Source organism: Galbibacter marinus, assembly GCF_000300875.1.
In the GTDB taxonomy this organism is placed as follows: Bacteria; Bacteroidota; Bacteroidia; order Flavobacteriales; family Flavobacteriaceae; genus Galbibacter; species Galbibacter marinus.
Genome location: NZ_AMSG01000002.1, coordinates 215143 through 232705 on the forward strand (window position 1 = coordinate 215143; position 17563 = coordinate 232705).

Annotated in this window: 14 protein-coding genes; 6 read left to right on the plus strand and 8 right to left on the minus strand. The window is 36.4% G+C overall.

Annotation, left to right across the window (positions count from 1 at the left end):
* The 7 genes from I215_RS02700 to I215_RS02730 form a co-directional block, all read right to left on the minus strand.
* Complete coding sequence (locus I215_RS02700) at nt 1-1098, minus strand: EpsG family protein (RefSeq protein ID WP_008990415.1); 1098 nt, start codon at nt 1096-1098, stop codon at nt 1-3.
* Nucleotides 1098-2171, minus strand: coding sequence for a polysaccharide pyruvyl transferase family protein (locus I215_RS02705; protein ID WP_008990416.1), 1074 nt, complete (start codon nt 2169-2171; stop codon nt 1098-1100). Before I215_RS02705 ends, I215_RS02700 begins: the two co-directional genes overlap by 1 nt.
* A complete protein-coding gene (locus I215_RS15660) occupies nt 2153-3172 on the minus strand; it encodes a glycosyltransferase family 2 protein (RefSeq protein ID WP_008990417.1) in 1020 nt (339 codons plus the stop codon). The genes I215_RS02705 and I215_RS15660 overlap by 19 nt, the downstream gene beginning before the upstream one ends.
* Before the next feature lie 7 nt (nt 3173-3179).
* Entirely contained in the window at nt 3180-4307 is a 1128-nt protein-coding gene (locus I215_RS02715) for a glycosyltransferase (RefSeq protein ID WP_008990418.1), read from the minus strand.
* Between the two features lie 59 nt (nt 4308-4366).
* Complete coding sequence (locus tag I215_RS02720; RefSeq protein ID WP_008990419.1) at nt 4367-5881, minus strand: lipopolysaccharide biosynthesis protein; 1515 nt, start codon at nt 5879-5881, stop codon at nt 4367-4369.
* Between the two features lie 546 nt (nt 5882-6427).
* Nucleotides 6428-6583 carry a DUF1272 domain-containing protein gene (locus tag I215_RS16600; protein ID WP_316928321.1) on the minus strand — a complete coding sequence of 52 codons (156 nt, stop codon included), beginning with the start codon at nt 6581-6583 and terminating at the stop codon, nt 6428-6430.
* A gap of 109 nt (nt 6584-6692) precedes the next feature.
* Nucleotides 6693-8033, minus strand: a complete 1341-nt coding sequence (locus I215_RS02730) for a nucleotide sugar dehydrogenase (RefSeq protein WP_008990420.1) — start codon at nt 8031-8033, stop codon at nt 6693-6695.
* A 620-nt stretch (nt 8034-8653) separates the two neighbouring features.
* Between I215_RS02730 and I215_RS02735 the strand changes: the two genes are divergently transcribed.
* The 4 genes from I215_RS02735 to I215_RS02750 are packed head-to-tail and all read left to right on the plus strand — an operon-like array spanning nt 8654 to nt 14873.
* A complete protein-coding gene (locus I215_RS02735) occupies nt 8654-9787 on the plus strand; it encodes a DegT/DnrJ/EryC1/StrS family aminotransferase (protein WP_008990421.1) in 1134 nt (377 codons plus the stop codon).
* Nucleotides 9784-11751: a polysaccharide biosynthesis protein gene (locus I215_RS02740; RefSeq protein WP_008990422.1), complete on the plus strand. Its 1968-nt coding sequence runs from the start codon at nt 9784-9786 to the stop codon at nt 11749-11751. Before I215_RS02735 ends, I215_RS02740 begins: the two co-directional genes overlap by 4 nt.
* An 18-nt stretch (nt 11752-11769) precedes the next feature.
* Nucleotides 11770-12528: a polysaccharide biosynthesis/export family protein gene (locus tag I215_RS02745; protein ID WP_008990423.1), complete on the plus strand. Its 759-nt coding sequence runs from the start codon at nt 11770-11772 to the stop codon at nt 12526-12528.
* The gene (locus I215_RS02750; RefSeq protein WP_008990424.1) at nt 12525-14873 is read left to right on the plus strand and encodes a GumC family protein; all 2349 of its coding nucleotides are present in this window, start codon (nt 12525-12527) and stop codon (nt 14871-14873) included. Before I215_RS02745 ends, I215_RS02750 begins: the two co-directional genes overlap by 4 nt.
* A 5-nt stretch (nt 14874-14878) precedes the next feature.
* On the opposite strand, the gene I215_RS02755 is transcribed toward I215_RS02750, so the two are convergent.
* Nucleotides 14879-15619, minus strand: a complete 741-nt coding sequence (locus I215_RS02755; protein ID WP_008990425.1) for a tyrosine-protein phosphatase — start codon at nt 15617-15619, stop codon at nt 14879-14881.
* Nucleotides 15620-15790: 171 nt separating this feature from the next.
* On the opposite strand from I215_RS02755, the gene I215_RS16090 reads away from it, so the two are divergent.
* Nucleotides 15791-15973 carry a hypothetical protein gene (locus I215_RS16090; protein ID WP_040459734.1) on the plus strand — a complete coding sequence of 61 codons (183 nt, stop codon included), beginning with the start codon at nt 15791-15793 and terminating at the stop codon, nt 15971-15973.
* A 167-nt stretch (nt 15974-16140) separates the two neighbouring features.
* A complete protein-coding gene (locus I215_RS02765; protein WP_008990426.1) occupies nt 16141-17478 on the plus strand; it encodes a fibronectin type III domain-containing protein in 1338 nt (445 codons plus the stop codon).
* Nucleotides 17479-17563 lie beyond the last annotated feature (85 nt).

Sequence of the window (17563 nt, forward strand, 5' to 3'; positions counted from 1 at the left end):
TTATAAGCTCGGTTTTAATAGATTCATCAAATAGGTAAACAAAAAGTACAATAGTAATACCGCTCCAAAGACTTGGTGTTGATAGGCAAAGAAGCGTTTTTTTAAAAAGGGATAAAAGATTACAATGGCCAACAAGAACCAAGATAGATAGGCAAAGCGGTTAGAGAAATTAGCAGTAATCACCAAAATCCAAAAGGCATTGGCAATAAGAAAGGTTCCATATATGCGATGATACGCCTTGTCTTTATATTGTTTTTTAAATATAAAATACCAGCCTGCAAGAGTTCCAGTGGCTCCATAAATTAAAAAGTCCCATCGAAATCCAGTACTGGAAAATTCATTAGCGCTTGCTTCTGAGAGCAAATAATCACTTAAACGATCATCCGCAAAACCAAGTCCTGCGAATAACCCCACGAAAAAAGATCCAAAAACAAGTGAAAGTGGAATTGCGGCAAACCAGGCAATAAGATAAGTTTTGGGATTGTTATGGAAAAAAGTAATTAAATAGGCTAGAGTGGGTAGGTACATCGATTGGTGGAATAGACAAGATACCGTGAGAACTATACCGGAAATCACTGGTTTTTTATGATAAGAAATTCCCAATACAAATATAGAAGTAGCCATTCCATTTCGAATTCCGTTTACTCCATAGGCGTAGAAGGAAAAAGAAGCCACCAAGGCTATAAAACAGTAGATCCAATAGGATTTAAAGAAATTCTTACTAGCGATGACTAAACTTCCAATGTAAAGAAAGGCACATATAAAGAAAAATCCAGTCTCATTGGTTAGACGTGCACTTAGTTTTAATAAAAAAGCAAAGGCAATATCAGTTCCGATTTCAACGGGGTTTCCAATGGTTTCCCTGTAGAACATATAAGCGTAGGTAGTCATATCCACAAAGATTCCATTCACTGGGCGCAGCCCAATGAACAGAACTATAAACAGTGCATATGGCCACCCAATTATAGAGAGGTACTTATGGGTAGCCTTATCTCTATAATCGAATAGTTGGGTATGTAGTAGGGTTAACAATATAACAACCAATTGGATGTTGTAATAGATACTACTGTAGTTTTCTATAGGGAATAAATCATACATTAATCAACCATGGTTTTAAAGTTATTATACGCTGAGATCAATGAAATTTTATCGGTTTCAGGAAGCTGACTTAGCTGGTTAATTTTTGTAGCGATATCCCCGACGTGATACTTTTTAACTAGTTTTATTCTGGGATTGTGAGCGATCCATTTATAGGACTGTTCAATTTTGTGATTATTGTTTAAAAACACCAATGCTGGTGTATTGGTGATATGACAAAAGATCATTCCGTGCAGTCTATCTGTGATCACCAATTCAGCTCCTTTAAAGGCATCCCAGATTTTAAAAAGTCCAGTGATCTTACTTCTCATACTCATCCCTTGACCGCCAATATGCGTATCGTAGTATTCAAAGTTTTTGAAGCGTTCTTTTACATAATTTGTGAGTTCCAATTCTTGTTGCTCATTGAGTTTTCGCTCCTTGTCCTTTCTAAGGCAAATAATTGCTCCATTTCGTTCAAATTCGGGTTTGGAGCGATCCAAAGTAGTCACGATATCAGGCAAAAGCAATACCTTATTCTTGAAATGCTTTTTGTAATAGTGATATGACCTTAACTCTCTTGCAATGAGCGTTAATTTAGGGTGGTTGGCATAAATAGTACTGGCCTTATTTAAACGTCTTCTACCTTTTTCTGTCGTTGAAAAATCGATTGTTTGCGGAAAGGAAATTATTGGATTATTTGGGAAATTTTGAATGACCAACTGCCTAAAATGTTCAATTTGATAGTACATATCACCTGTGTTACCTCCTCCAACGGTAGTTATAATATCCATTTCTTTGATGACTTTCTTTAGCTGAACAATTCCTTTAAGGGTTCTACTTATTGGTATTTCAACTACTTGGTACTCGGGATAGGTTTTGCTTAAGAATTGATGCTGAGCATAGGTTATAGCCACATCCCCTAGATTGCCATAATCTGCGGCGAGGAATATGAAAATTCTCTTCTCTTTAGCATTAAAATTAAAATAATCATCCTGATCAGAACTACACTTTAATTTTTGTAATTGAAACTGTACCTTAGTCTCAAAGGGAATTTTATTTTTTAGTTGTGTTATCAAGCTGCTTTTTTCCATGATTTGATATACATTATAACCGAGCTTAACCGGTATTTAATTAGTTTTTTATACAATTGATCACTTTTGGTAGAGGGTTGATAGTAATCGATATATTTTTTAGTCTCCTTATGTTGAAGAATTTCGTTTATGTATTTCTTTTTTTCCGCTGTAGACAGTTCGCTTTTATAATACAATAGATTGTTGATACAGTACTGTATACCCACCACTAAGTTGTTAGCCATTGTCTGTTTTATTTTGTTTTTACCATACCCCCATTTCACTAAAAAAGGCTTTATAGCATGGTGTTTAGACAATATTAGTTCAAAGGAATCCTTGTGGTAACTTTTGATTAGTGTGGGAACTTCTCGGCTGATATAGTGGTAAAAACAGTCTTCTATCATTACAACAGTATTTGCCTTTTGATAAGCCCTAGCGTTAAAGAGCATATCTTCCACTAACGAAATTCCTTGGTCATATCGAAGCTTGTAGTAATCGATAAATATTTTGGAATAGATCTTATTCCACGCGTACCCTAGCAGTCCCATTAAATCACCGTTTAATTTTGGCGCTTTCTCAGTTCCGATATCAAATTTGTAATCTTCAGGCTTGGTAGGATGTCTCTTTAATAATTGACCCTGTTGGTCTTCTTGATCTAGGAAATATCCAAACACATAGATATCTACTGGGTTAATTTGAATTTTATTGTAGATGGATTCTAAAAGATCATTTTCGATCCAATCATCACTGTCCATAAAATATAGATAGCTTCCTTTAGCATGTTCTATACCAAAATTTCTAGCATCCGAGAGCCCACCATTTTCTTTATTATATAACTTAACTCTGGAGTCTAGGGCGGAATAATCTTTTGCAAGTGCAGCACTATTGTCTGGTGAACCATCATTGATTATAAGCAACTCAAAGTTTTCAAAACTTTGATTCAGTACACTTTCAACAGCTTTGGCAATATATTGTTCTACCTTATAGGCAGGCATGATGACCGAGAAAAACGGATTATTCATAATAATTTTAATTTAAAAGAGTGTCAAAGAGTTCCTCTACTTGAGTTGCATTATTGTTCTGTTGATAATAGTTGGATTTACCCCTAGTCTTATCGGCATATAAAGCCAGCAGTTCTGGCCTTGATAGGAGCTTATAAAGACCTTGATATATTCCATGATTAGAATTCTCTACAATCATTCCAATTTCTCCATTATCCAAAATTTCATTCATTCCAGAACATTGAGTTGTCAGGACAGGAGTCCCTAGTATAACAGCTTCCGTAACTGCTGTGCTATATCCTTCGTGATAGGAGGAGCAGACAAACAAATCACATTTTGAAACAAAGCGATGTGGATTTTTTTGGAAGCCTAAAAAGCTAACATAGTCTTCCATCTTTAGCTGACTTACTAAATTTTCCAAGGCAGTCTTTTCCTCCCCAATTCCTAGGAGATAAAGATGAACTTTGGGGAAGTCTTCTATTATTTTACTCAGCGATTGTATTAATCGATCGTAGCCTTTTATTTTGGTCAACCTTCCTACACTACAAATATTTATAACATCTCTTTTCAACCCTTGACCATTGAGAGATTGAACTGCATTTTTTATGATAGAATCAGTGTCAATTACATTGTGAATAATCTGACCATGAGCTCTATCTAAATTACATTGATTGATACAGGACTCTAGGGTCTGATCGGATACTGCTATCACGCGGTCAAAGCGTGCATAACAAGCCTTCATTTCCTTGTTATTCCAATATACTTTTTCAATTCCAGCCAGATTTAAATCCGTATGTAGCCAAGAAATGAGTTTGGTTTGTTTATGTGGACAACCACTTACCATTCTAGTGGGCACGCCTTCCAGGTAAGCAATTATAATGTCGTATTTTTCGTTGATGAATAGTCTATAGAGCTTCCTTGGTGAAAAAAGCTTTTGAAGTACAGACCAACCTCGAAAGACCTTTTTAAATATATAGCGCTGTTTAATCGAAGCCCTGAGGTCTTTTCGGTTAACACCTTCCTCGAAGTAAGTCAAAAGATGTATGTCGTACCTATCGGGATCCAAGGAATTCAAAAGGTTCACCAGCACCTTTTCGGCGCCTCCTCCTCTTAAATCGGGATGTACAAATAATATGCTAGGTTTTTTAATGATCATTGTTTTAGTGGTTATGGTATAATGTGTTTTTTAAATAATTAGGTTTAACATTTGAAAGGTTATCTTCGTACTTTTAAAGATGCTGGTATCAAATCACAGACAAGACGTTTTTCAGTTCTGTTCATCACTTGGTACATACAGCAACTGTACATCGCCCCAAAAAGTGCTATTTTGCAAAACAGACCTAACCAACCAGCGGTGGTCACTAATCCTAAAAGTGGATAGGAAATCACCAAGGCTACAAGGAAACAAATCAACTGTCCAGAGAAATCTTTAAAGTAATAGAGCATATTGATTTGTAACTCTTTATTCATATACCACCACATGACAATGCGCTCTAGAAAGATAAATGCTACTATGGAGCTAATTAAGCCGATGGCGCCGTGACTGAGTGATAAATACCAACCAAGGGCAACACCGAGTAAGGTGGCTGTTAAAATTACAATGCCTCTAAAACGGTGCTTATTTTTAGCCTGTAGTAAATCATTACCAAAGGATTGGCTAAGGGTGAAGGTGAGTCCAATCATTATAAGAACTGTAAATAGATAGGCTTCTCTAAAAGTGTCACCTACCCATAGGTGGATGAATTGTCTACCCACGAGTATAAAGCCCCCTAGGATAAAAAATAGGATGTAGGTAGAAATTCGAGAGATCTTAATAAAAGTTTCTGTCATTACCTGAGGTGATTCACTCTTTACAGTCATCTGCATAGCTTTGGGAAGAAACAATGAAGAAATGGCTGAAGAGAATGCCCCATAATAGCTTCCTAAAGTAATTCCGACTGCATAAATGGCTATGATAGTTGTTTCATAATTAAGCCCGAGAACCAGCTGACCGAACTGCCATCTTAGTTTATTAACCAAAGCCAGAACAAAGACCCATACCGAATAATGAAATATGGACATGGCTAGAGTTTTCTCAAAGGTATAGTAGCGAATTTTAACCTTTAGCTTATACAAGGCTAAATAGGCCATAGCAACAATAAAAATTAAATTCATTACAGTGTCTATGATCACTAAGCTTATTGAATCCCCACCGTAAAATAGAATAACCACCACCAAAATGGATCGTAGTATGTACTTTACAAGGTTGATTGCCTTTGGAAGACGGAAGTTTTCATAAGCCATGCAAATAGCATTAAATGCGCCTCCAGGGATAGTCACCGCTACATTGAAAATTAGGATAACCACCATGATTTTAGCCTTATTCAATTGTTCTAAAGTAAGCGTCTTACCAAAGAGGTCATCTAGGTATAAATAACCAATACTTCCCAAAATAATAATTGTCAGAGAGATGATGGCATAAATTATAAATGAAACCGCTAGGAAATTTTCTTCTCCTTTTTTATCCTTTTCAGCGCGATACTTGGCAACAAAACGTATGATAGAGTTGTTGATCCCAAAATCTAGCACAGTTAGGTAGCCCACAAAGGCACCTATCATTGTATAAAGCCCATACTCTGAAGCTCCAAGTGACTTTATAATATATGGCGTTAATACGATACCTACTATATTTGTTGCAAATATGGTGGCATATGAAAGCAGTGCTCCGCCTTTAATTTCTTTTGATATCATGGTGCTTCCTAAAATTCAATTCCTTTAAATAAATCCTGCTATTAATCTATTTAATGACTGTTGATTTTGGCTACACTAGTGTGGACGTATACTAAAAACAGAAATTTTAAGTACTTAGATTCCTGTAAGTCGTGTTAAATATCTAGAAAAAGCGTTAATTGAAATTGAGAATAATTTGAAATGCTCATTAATCGGTTGAACGGTATTTTTCAAATGAACTAAAGGGTTTGTTGATACTTTTGAGAGCGATTCCACTTGCTGTAGATTAGCGGAAATAATAAGCTTCCAACTATATGGGATTTAGTCTATTTCTATTTAAAAAGGGAACACTGCACAAATAACAATTATGTCATTGATCGAGTTAAAACATTTTACTAAGAAGCTTTTAAAAGCCCAATTTGTTGGTTGTATAATGGATATTAGGTTTTTATAAGCTTATGACCTACCGATTAATCATCGATTAGCTAACGTATTTTCAAAGTAAATTTATCGCTCTCTGGGGTCGATATTTATATTTCGATTAAAAAAGATATTTTCTTGGTTGGCTTAATGATTTTTGCAGTGCTCATGGGGTGTTTTTCCAATTGTTTTTTTAGGTCTAGTAGGTCTTTTTTCAAAACCACCACCGCAATTTGGGCAAACATTCTGTAATATATTTTCAACACAATCTTTGCAGTAAGTGCATTCATAGCTGCATATCATGGCGTCGCTATCATTTGGTAACTACTTACCACAGTTTTCACACCATTGTCTTAACTCTAACATATGCGTTTAAATTTATTAGTATAATCAACTGTCTTAAATATCCTATTTAAGATTCACCGATTCTGTAATATTTGAAACCGATACCATTTAGTTTATTACTATCTAAAATTCGCCTTCCATCAAATACAAATGAAGGTTTTAGCATTTTGGTATAGATTTTTTCCCAATCCAGTGTTTTAAATTCATCCCATTCTGTAAGTACAGCTATGGCATGTGCGTCATCTACGCTATCTAATGGATCTTTACTTACCCTTAACAATCGACGATTTTCCTGCTCTGATCGGGTGTTTAACCGGTCCAGATCTGCGTAAATTTGCTGCTCGCTAACCTTTGGATCATATACTACAATTTCAGCTTGTTCCTCTAAGAGTGCGTCAGCGACATAAATTGCCGCCGATTCTCGGGTATCATTAGTGTCCTTCTTAAAGGCCCAACCATAGAATACGATTTTTTTACCTGCCACTGTATTGTACAGAGTGGATAAAATGGTGTCTGCGAAGCGCTGTTTTTGGTAATCATTAATCTTAATTACTTGATCCCAATAATTTGCAACCTCTTCTAATCCGTAGCTCTTAGCAATGTAAACTAAATTGAGGATGTCTTTTTGAAAACACGATCCACCAAACCCAACAGATGCATTTAAAAACTTAGGTCCAATTCTGCTATCCAAACCAATGGCCTTGGCAACTTCATCTACATTAGCATCCGTTTTCTCACACAGAGCAGAAATGGAGTTTATTGAAGAAATTCGTTGCGCTAGAAAAGCATTGGCCACAAGTTTAGAGAGTTCTGATGACCATACATTAGTCAAAAGGATTCTTTCTTTAGGGAGCCAGTTCTCATAAATAGAGCTTAAGGCTTGTTTTGCGGCCTCACCACCTGGAGTGGAGTCTCCACCAATTAGGACTCTGTCTGCATTTAATAAGTCATTGATAGCAGTTCCTTCTGCTAAAAATTCGGGATTTGACAGAATTTCAAAATTGACATGATTACCCGTATTGTCCAGAATATTTTTTATTGCTTGAGCCGTACGTACTGGAAGTGTTGACTTTTCGATAACTATTTTATCATCCTTAGCCACACGTGCTATGTTTCTAGCACAAAGTTCAATGTATTTTAAATCTGCCGCTTGTCCTTTGCCTTTACCATAGGTTTTGGTAGGAGTATTTACAGATATAAATATCATATCAGCCTGATCGATAGCCTGATCTATATCAGTGGAAAAGAATAAATTTCTTCCCCTAGCTGTGGCTACAATATCTTTAAGTCCTGGTTCGTATATGGGAAGATTTTCCAAATCGGTATCATTCCAGGCCTTGATTCGTTCTTGGTTAATATCAACCACGGTAACCCTAATATCTGGACATTTAAATGCGATCACACTCATTGTCGGTCCTCCTACATAGCCCGCACCTATGCAACATATATTTTTAATCGTTTTCAACTTCAATTGATTTAAAAGTACTACAGTATGAAAATTACTCCTTTAGTATCGAAGCAACTTTAAGTTACCTACAAATATATAAGCTTCTGCACACTTCTTACCTAAAAAATCGACTTGGTTTAATTTATACCCTGTATCAAGTGAAATTCATAGAAGCGTAACTTGTTGAAAATGTAGTGTTTTGGGGTATTTGTATTGCGGGTTCCAATTCAAAATAAATGCGGCTTACTTCCAATTTTACCGATGAATGGTTAAAGCATTTTAACTTTAATTTATGATTTCGTCGTTAACCGAAATAAAGCTAACATTCACCGAAATAGCGAATGAAGGACGCTTTACTTTGTTAATTTTACGCTGATTCTTCGAAAAGTTAAATTGATTAATAGCAAGGAATTAATTTAATTGGATACCGGAGAAATTCCATGATAGTTATCAGCTATCATTTAAAAACTTCCTTTTAAGATGTTCCTTAATTTGATGTAGTACCATTGGTATTAAATCAACATTAACCAACCCATCTTACATAGCTTAACTCTTTTAAAGAAAAAACATAAGAGTTAAAAATGATAACAACGCAAAGAAAAATCTGGCTTTCATCTCCCCATATGGGTGGTCAGGAACAAAAGTATGTTGAGGAGGCTTTTTCTACCAATTGGGTAGCCACTCTTGGACCAAATGTAGACGGATTTGAAGCTTCGATTACTTCATATTTAAAAGAAGGCGTTCATGTCGCAGCAGTTTCTTCAGGAACATCAGCAATCCATCTAGCCTTGATAGTGCTGGGAGTCGGTAAAGGCGATGACGTATTATGTCAAAGTTTAACCTTTTCTGCCTCAGCAAACCCTATAGTGTATCAGGGAGCTAATCCGATTTTTATCGATAGTGAAGAACAGACTTGGAATTTGTCTCCAGAATTATTGGAGAATGCAATTGTGGATCGTATAAAGAATCATAAAAAACCTAAAGCTATCGTCGCGGTCCACCTCTATGGAATGCCTTATGATGCCTTGGCTATTAACCAGGTAGCTAGAAAGTATGATATCCCCGTGATTGAGGATAGTGCGGAGGCTCTTGGAAGTGAATATCTAGGGATCAAGTGTGGTACTTTAGGGGATTTGTCTATTCTATCTTTTAACGGAAATAAAATTATTACAACCTCAGGAGGAGGTGCTTTGATAACTAAAACCAAGGCACAAAAGGATGCAGCTGTAAAATTGGCTACCCAGTCAAGAGACCAAGCAGTTCATTACCAGCACTCACAAATTGGATATAATTATCGCATGAGCAATGTGGTGGCTGGAATTGGACGAGGGCAAATGGAAGTCCTAGAGGATAGAGTACAACAAAGAAGAGCAAATTATAACTATTACTTTGAGCAATTAGGAGATTTCCAAGAGCTCAATTTTTTAAGTGAACCAGAAGGGGTGTATTCCAACCGTTGGTTAACCGCCATTAGGACCGATTCCTACCAGACCAGGGAACGTATTCGATTGGCCTTAGCTAAAGAAGATATTGAATCCCGCCCTCTGTGGAAACCCATGCATATGCAACCAGTCTTTAAAGATTGTAAGGCGTATGTGAATGGCTTCTCTGAGTCCTTATTTGACACTGGTCTTTGTCTGCCCAGTGGTTCAAATCTCAGTGAAGAAGAATTAGAGAGAACAACCAACCTGATTAAAAATACTTTACTGAGATGATTTATAGATATCTAAGCTCATTAGCACCGAAATTTGTTTCGAAATGGTTAGTACTAACCTTCGATGTGACCCTTGTCTTGTTAACCTTTTTTATGGTCTATTTCATAAGGTTTCACCTAACGGTGAACTTTAATATTGAAAATTTCCTAATGGATTTGCCTATTGTTGCTGTGCTGTCAGTGGTAAGTTTTACGGCTATGGGAACCTATAAACGTATGATTCGTTATACAGGAATGAAGGATCTTTTAAATATCTTTGGAGCTTGTTTGCTGTTAGGATTTTTAGCCATGGGTGTAGTGGCGCTTAATAAGACTTATGTCATACTACCTGGTATTACCATACCTAAATCGATCATCATCTTACACACATTCTTAAGTTTTGTAGTACTGGCTATTACAAGTATTATCGTTGGATTAGCTTATAGGTTTGTGAATTGTAAACTTAAAGCAAGAAAGAATATTTTGATATATGGGGCTGGTGAATCAGGAATTATGACGCAATATGCCCTGGCTAGTAACATGGATAAAAACACTAAAATTGTGGCCTTTATCGATGATGATTTAAGAAAGGTTGGCAATAGCATTAATGGAACTAGAGTGATTGAAACTGGAGCCGTTGATAAGCATTTCATACAAAAACATCAAATAAATGAAATCATCATTTCCATTCAAAATACAGCTTCTTCTAAGCTGAGAACTAGAGTGGAAACTTTTATTGATTACGTACCTACTATTAAAGTGGTACCTCCAATTGAACAGTGGATCAGTGGAGAATTGAACGTAAATCAAATCAAACCAATTAAGCTCGAAGATTTATTGGATCGAAGCCCTATTAACATCGAGAATAAAAAATTGCAACACGAATTTAAAGGTAAGGTGTTAATGGTTACTGGTGCTGCAGGTTCTATTGGAAGTGAAATCGCCAGACAACTGAGCAAGTTTAATTTTAAAAAACTTATCCTTGTCGATATTGCGGAGTCGGCCCTATATGATCTTCAACAGGAATTTAAACGAGATGGTGTGAAAGATTTTGTAGCAATTGTGGCAGATGTACGGGATCAGTTTGGAATTGAAAATGTTATTTCAACACACACGCCTAATATTCTCTTTCATGCTGCTGCTTATAAGCATGTGCCGCTGATGGAGGAAAACCCTTATGAGGCTGTTAAAATCAATGTTGGAGGTACTCGAACCTTGGCCAGAATAGCCATGAAATACCAGGTAGATAAGTTTGTAATGGTCTCTACCGATAAGGCCGTAAATCCAACCAACGTCATGGGAGCTACAAAGAGAACTGCTGAAATTTATATTGGAAGTTTACAAAACAACCCGGACAACACTACCAAATTCATAACAACACGTTTTGGAAATGTCCTTGGATCTAATGGTTCAGTGATTCCATTGTTTAAAAAACAACTCGAAAAAGGCGGACCACTAACGGTTACTCATGAAAAAATAACCCGCTATTTTATGACCATCCCTGAAGCATCACAATTAGTTCTTGAAGCTGGTTCCATGGGAGAGGGAGGAGAAATCTTTATTTTCGATATGGGTGAGAGCGTTAAAATTATGGATTTGGCTAAAAACATGATTAGACTCTCCGGCTTTAAATATCCAGAGGAGATGGGAATTAAAATCACTGGTTTGCGACCTGGTGAAAAGCTCTATGAGGAATTGCTAGCCGATGGCGAGAACACTTTGCCGACCTATCATGAGAAAATAATGATTAGCAAGACAATGACCTTAGATTATGAAAAGAAAAAATCTCAGATCGATGCATTGTGTATGTTAAACCTCTACCACGATACCAATATCATTGTAAAAAAGCTGAAGGAAATTGTGCCTGAGTTTATTTCACAAAATTCAGAATACGAAAATATGGATGCTCGTGTTATTGAAAGAAATCTGCCCAATTACTCCTTGTTGCAGTCACTGAATTACACGCCTAATAATTTCAATATCTAAGCTAAGAAAACACGTACTATGTATTATAAGTTGATTAAATTTAGTCTTGGAATTGCTGTGCTCTTTATGTTTATAGGCTGTGGTTCAAGAAAAAATATCGTGTATTTACAAAATGCACGACCCTTTGAAACAGAGGTTGTCACAAATACCTTTGAACCTAAATTTAAAATAGATGACATTGTCAGCATTTATATTTCAAGTTTTGATATGGAAGCGACAGCCCCTTTTAATCTCACTATTGGTGCTGGGCAAAACATAAGAGAACTCGAATATGTAATTGACAAGCAAGGGAATATAGATTTTCCTGTTCTTGGTAAAATCAAACTTCTAGGACTCTCTACCACCGATGCTAAAGAGCTTTTTAAAGAGCGACTTGTAGAGGGGGGCTACTTAAAGGATCCTATTGTCAATATAAGGATTAAAAACTTTAGAGTCACCGTCCTGGGTCAAGTTCATAAACCTGGCACCTATATGGTAGAAAGCGAACGTATTACCCTACTAGAAGCTATTGGTTTGGCGGGGGATCTAGATATAAAAGGAAAACGCAAAAATGTATTAATAATACGTGATTTTGATGGCGTGAAAACCTATACTAGGGTAGATTTAACCAGTAAAGAATTTGTGAATTCGCCCGTTTATTATCTCACCCAGAATGATGTGGTCTATGTAGAACCAAATAATTCTGTAGTAAGAACATCAAATTTAGATAGCAGACTAACCATTGGCTTATCTGTTTTCTCTATTATTCTAACCACCGTAATTGCGCTTATTCGATGAACACCGTAGGAAAAAACAATGATGATTTAAGGGCACCTAAACTTGTGCTTAAAGATGTGCTAAAACCTTATCTAAGAAACTGGTACTGGTTTATAATTGTTCCTTTAATATGCTTGATTATAGCCTTTGTCTACCAAAGATACACCGTACCCTCATATGATGCTTCGGCGACCATTATGATCGTGGATGAAAATAATTTATCTCCAGACGCTACACTTTTAGCAGGACTCTCAGGTAACAGCACTAATTCAACTATGGTCGAGGGAGAAATACAGGTTTTAAAATCCCGAGCCATAATGCAAGAGGTGGTAGAACGATTAAATCTTCAGGTACAATTTTTTACCAAAGGTAGAATTACAAAGGCTGAGGTTTATAATGACCCACCTGTAAAGTTGAATTTTTTGATCTCAGATTCTATCCTTGAAAACATCGCGGATAAATTTAATATTCATATTTCTTCCAAAACAGAATATCAGTACAGTGTTGAAGACGGAACCCCTAAAACCTACCTGTTTGGTGAAACCATTCAAACCAGAGCAGGTAATCTGATCGTTATTCCCAGTGGAACGCAATTTGATAAATTCATTGGTAAAACACTCGAGGTAGTTATTACCCCTGTTCGTAAAGTGCGGGAGAAGTATAAGAATCGAATTTCAGTGTATCCCATTAGTAAAGGATCTAATATTCTTTCAATTTATTTAAAAGATCCCGTACAAGAAAAAGCCAAGGATATTGTCAATACCTTGGTCAAGGTGTACAACAAAAATTCCGTAGATGAAAAGAATCAAGTGGCTAAAGCTACTGCAACTTTTATCGATGATCGTATTAAACTTATCTCAGCTGATCTATCTGAGGTAGATGTTACAAAGGAAAGGTTTAAGGTAGGTAATAAACTTACAGATATTCAATCCGAAGCTGGAATTTTTCTTGAAACTGGGGCTCAGAATGAACAACAACTTATCCAATTAGGAACACAATTAAACACAGTTAGTTATATGTCTTCTTATCTTGAGGATCAGGATAATTTTGAGCTCTTACCGAGCAATGTCGGGTTGTCAGATCAAAACGTGGCTTCAGTCACAAGCACGTATAATGAACTTGTCTTAGAGCGTCAAAGACTCTTGAAGGCTTCAGGGGAGAATAACCCAGTTGTAGTTCAGCTAGATCAGCAACTAAATGGTCTAAAAGCCACCATGCTTCAGAATTTAAACAATTTGGAATCCACCTTGAATATACAGTCTAGAAATCTTCAAGCTAGGGAGCAATTAATCAATGCGAGAATTTCTGCAGTACCTGGACAGGAGCGTCAAAACAGGGATATTCAACGTCAACAAGATATTAAAGAAGCAATTTATCTATACCTGTTACAAAAAAGGGAGGAATCTGCGATTTCTATGGCTGCTACCTCACCTAACTCAAAGGTAATTGAGCCAGCTTATAGTAGCTTCAATCCTATATCTTCTGGTACAAAAGTTTATTTTGCGGCATTGATGTTAGGGCTCATTATTCCATTTGGTGTGATTTATGGTAAAGAACTTTTTGATACTAAGATTCGAACCAAAGAAGATGTGACTAGTGAGGTCCCATCTTCAAGGGTATTGGCCCAGCTACCACATGTTGAACACAATAGTAAAATGATGATAAAGGATAATGATCGTTCTATATTGGCAGAATCCTTTAGAATCCTTCGAACTAATATCGATTACATGAGATCCTCTAATGGACATGGTAAAGGGGAGGTGATCTTTGTAACATCCTCCATACCTGGGGAAGGGAAGTCCTTTGTTGCACAAAATTTAGCCTCGATTTATGCCCTTTCCCATAAACGGGTGTTGCTCATCGGAGCGGACATTAGAAAACCAGGTTTAAATTCTTTTACACGTGCTAAACCAGGGCCAGGATTATCTGAATACCTCAACGGTGATATAGAGGTTGAGGACTTGATTCAGCCGGTATTATCGCAGAAGAACTTGGATTTGGTGCACTCTGGCAAAATACCTCCTAATCCAGCAGAACTATTAATGGATTCACGCCTTGAAATCTTGTTTGAAACCCTGAAAACACAATATGATGTGATCATTGTTGATACCGCACCTTCTTTGCCAGTAACCGATACTTTGTTAATTGGTAAATATGCTGATAGAGTATTATATATTGTACGAGCGAATTATTCTGAAAAACCACTTTTGGATTTTATTGATGAGTTACATCAAGAAAAGAAATTACCAAACTTGTTCCTAGTGCTTAATGATGTAAAGTATTCCAATCTTGGATATGGAGCAAAATTGGGCTATGGTTACGCAGTGGAGGGAACTTCCAAACGTTCTTGGCTAAAGAGGGGATAGCAGGTTTAGGTAAAAATATTTTTGTTATTTTCAATCAAGGGAACGATTAATTTTTCCATGTTCTTTTTTACCTTAATTTCTGATAATTTGTCAAGGTGCATTTGATTGTGAATATCGGTGCCTAAGAAAGAGTAGAATCCTTCATCCAATAAGTTCATAGCGGATTTATGAATGCTATTACCATAATAAGTACTAAGGGATAAAGCGTTGATTTGAAATTTACACCCTTTTTGTTTTAAAAGGGTTAGAAAATCACCTTGTTCATGGAAGTAACGATAGCGTTCTGGATGTGCTAAAACAGGTATATACTCATGGGCGAAGAGACTGTCAATAATAAATTCAATATTCATGGGGATTTGAATAAATGGGAATTCTATAAGGACATAACGTTCGCTTAATAGCAATAAATTTTTGTCGTTGAGTTGAATCTCAAAGTTGTCATCAACCATGTATTCGGCTGCTACTTTAAACACCTTAGGCAAACAATCTTTCTGCTGTAAGTGAAGTTTGAGTTCATCGTATTTAGCACTGATATTTTGAGGGGTGTTAGGATACATATCAGCCATTATATGAGGCGTAGCAATAAAACCTTTGATTCCTAACTCCATAGCCCTTTTAACCAGAAGGTAAGAATCCTCAAGGGTCTTAGGCCCATCATCGATATCGTGTATTAAGTGGCAATGAATATCTATGTGATCTTGTAATAATTCGGGGAGCAGTCGTTTTTTGTGTAGGATGGATAGCATTTTTAAAACTTGTAGATTTTTGATTAGTTCTAACGACCAAAGTAATAATATGTTTTGAATTTTATGGAGAATTAACAAAAAAATAAACTAGGAACATCTTGGTTGAAACTCTATAAATGCCTATCTTTTGTGATGAATCTAATGCTTTTTAGAAAGTTAAAATCGTCAGTTATGCTCACAAGTTTATATGTTTTTATAATGAGTTATCAAGCCCCAGAAGGAATCCCAAAACCTAGTGATAACGAACCGATTGATTTTACTGATATCAATAATATTATCATCTTTATACTGGTGCCAGTTGCATTAGCCATTTTTTATTATCTATGGAGAAAAGGAAAGTCTAAAGGAAGGTAAAATACCCCTTAGGGTACTTTTCAAATGTTAAAATTAAGGTTTTCTTGTAAAACTTTGGGTTTTACTGTGTTAAAATCCAAAATCCATAGTCCTTGCCTTCATAAATGGCGTACATAGAATAATCATTTAACACTATAATGTACGTTTAATAAATTAACAAGATTTTTATGAAAAATGTAGTTGGACGCATCAGCTTCTTGGCTGTTTGCTTGCTAATTTTATTGCAGATTTCCTGTGATGATAAGGACAAATTAGAGTCTTTTCTTGATAATGAGAAGCCGAGTGTGGTAACTGGTTTAAAGGCTAGTGAAATAACACCTGAAAGCTTAACCTTGTCATGGGATGCTGCTATTGATAATGTGGAGGTGACTGGTTATGAGATATTTCTAGATGGGGAATCTTATGCAACGGTAGGGAATAAGACGAGCCATACAATTGATGGTCTATCTCCATCGAACATGTATGAATTTTACATAATCGCCATGGATGCTATGGAAAACACCTCTGATCCTAGTGAAACACTTTCTGTTGCAACCCCAGAGGATGCGGATACCCAAAGCCCAACAGCGCCAAGTAACTTGGCGACGTCTAAACTTACTGAAGGCTCAGTAACACTTAGTTGGGAAACTTCAACGGATAATGTTGAGGTGGTCGATTACCAGGTCTTCCAAGATGGTAGTTCAATTGGTTTAACTGATGGTGAAACTACCTTTGATGTTAGTGGTCTTATCGCAAGTACGCAGTATGAATTTTATATCATAGCCACCGATGCAGCGGGGAATTTATCTGAAGCATCCAATACTGTCAGTGTTACAACATCAAGTGATCAAGATACGGAGGCTCCTAGCTCTCCTACAAATTTAAATGCCAACGAGATCACTGCAACTTCTTTAGTATTAAATTGGTCAGCCTCCACAGATAATGAGGCTGTAGATGCTTATGAGGTTTACAACGGTGATACAAGTATAGGAAATACATCAAATACGAGTTTTAATATTTCTAATCTTGATCCTGATACTAATTATCAATTTAGGGTGCGGGCTATTGATAATTCAGAGAATGTATCTGAGTTTAGTAATGTATTGGAAGTTAAAACACTGCAAGAAGAGGTTGAGCCAACACAAACTGTAGCACAAATTATAGCTAGCCGAAATGATTTAAGTACCTTGAATCAGGTTCTATCTAACTATGACTTTGGATTAGACGACGAGGAAGATGGGCCATTTACCGTTTTTGCACCAAATAATAATGCCTTTACTTCATTTGGAACTTTGCCATCTGGTTTGGCTTTGAATGCACTCATAGCAGGTCATGTAGTAGGAGGGGAGTTATCTGCTGCGGAGCTTGTAGAACAACAAAGCGCAACAACCGGTTCTCAGTCTACTCTTAATTTTACCCAAGACGGTACAGATGTGATTATAAATGGCAATGTTAGAATTGTAATAAAAGATATAAAAGCCACCAATGGTATTATCCATATTGTAGATAGGGTTATCAACGATTAAATAGATTATTTAACCCTTTACAGATAGGAGAGTAACTTCATCAGTATTAAGAAGCGTGCCCTCTAGTTCTCGTTTGAACTTGAGG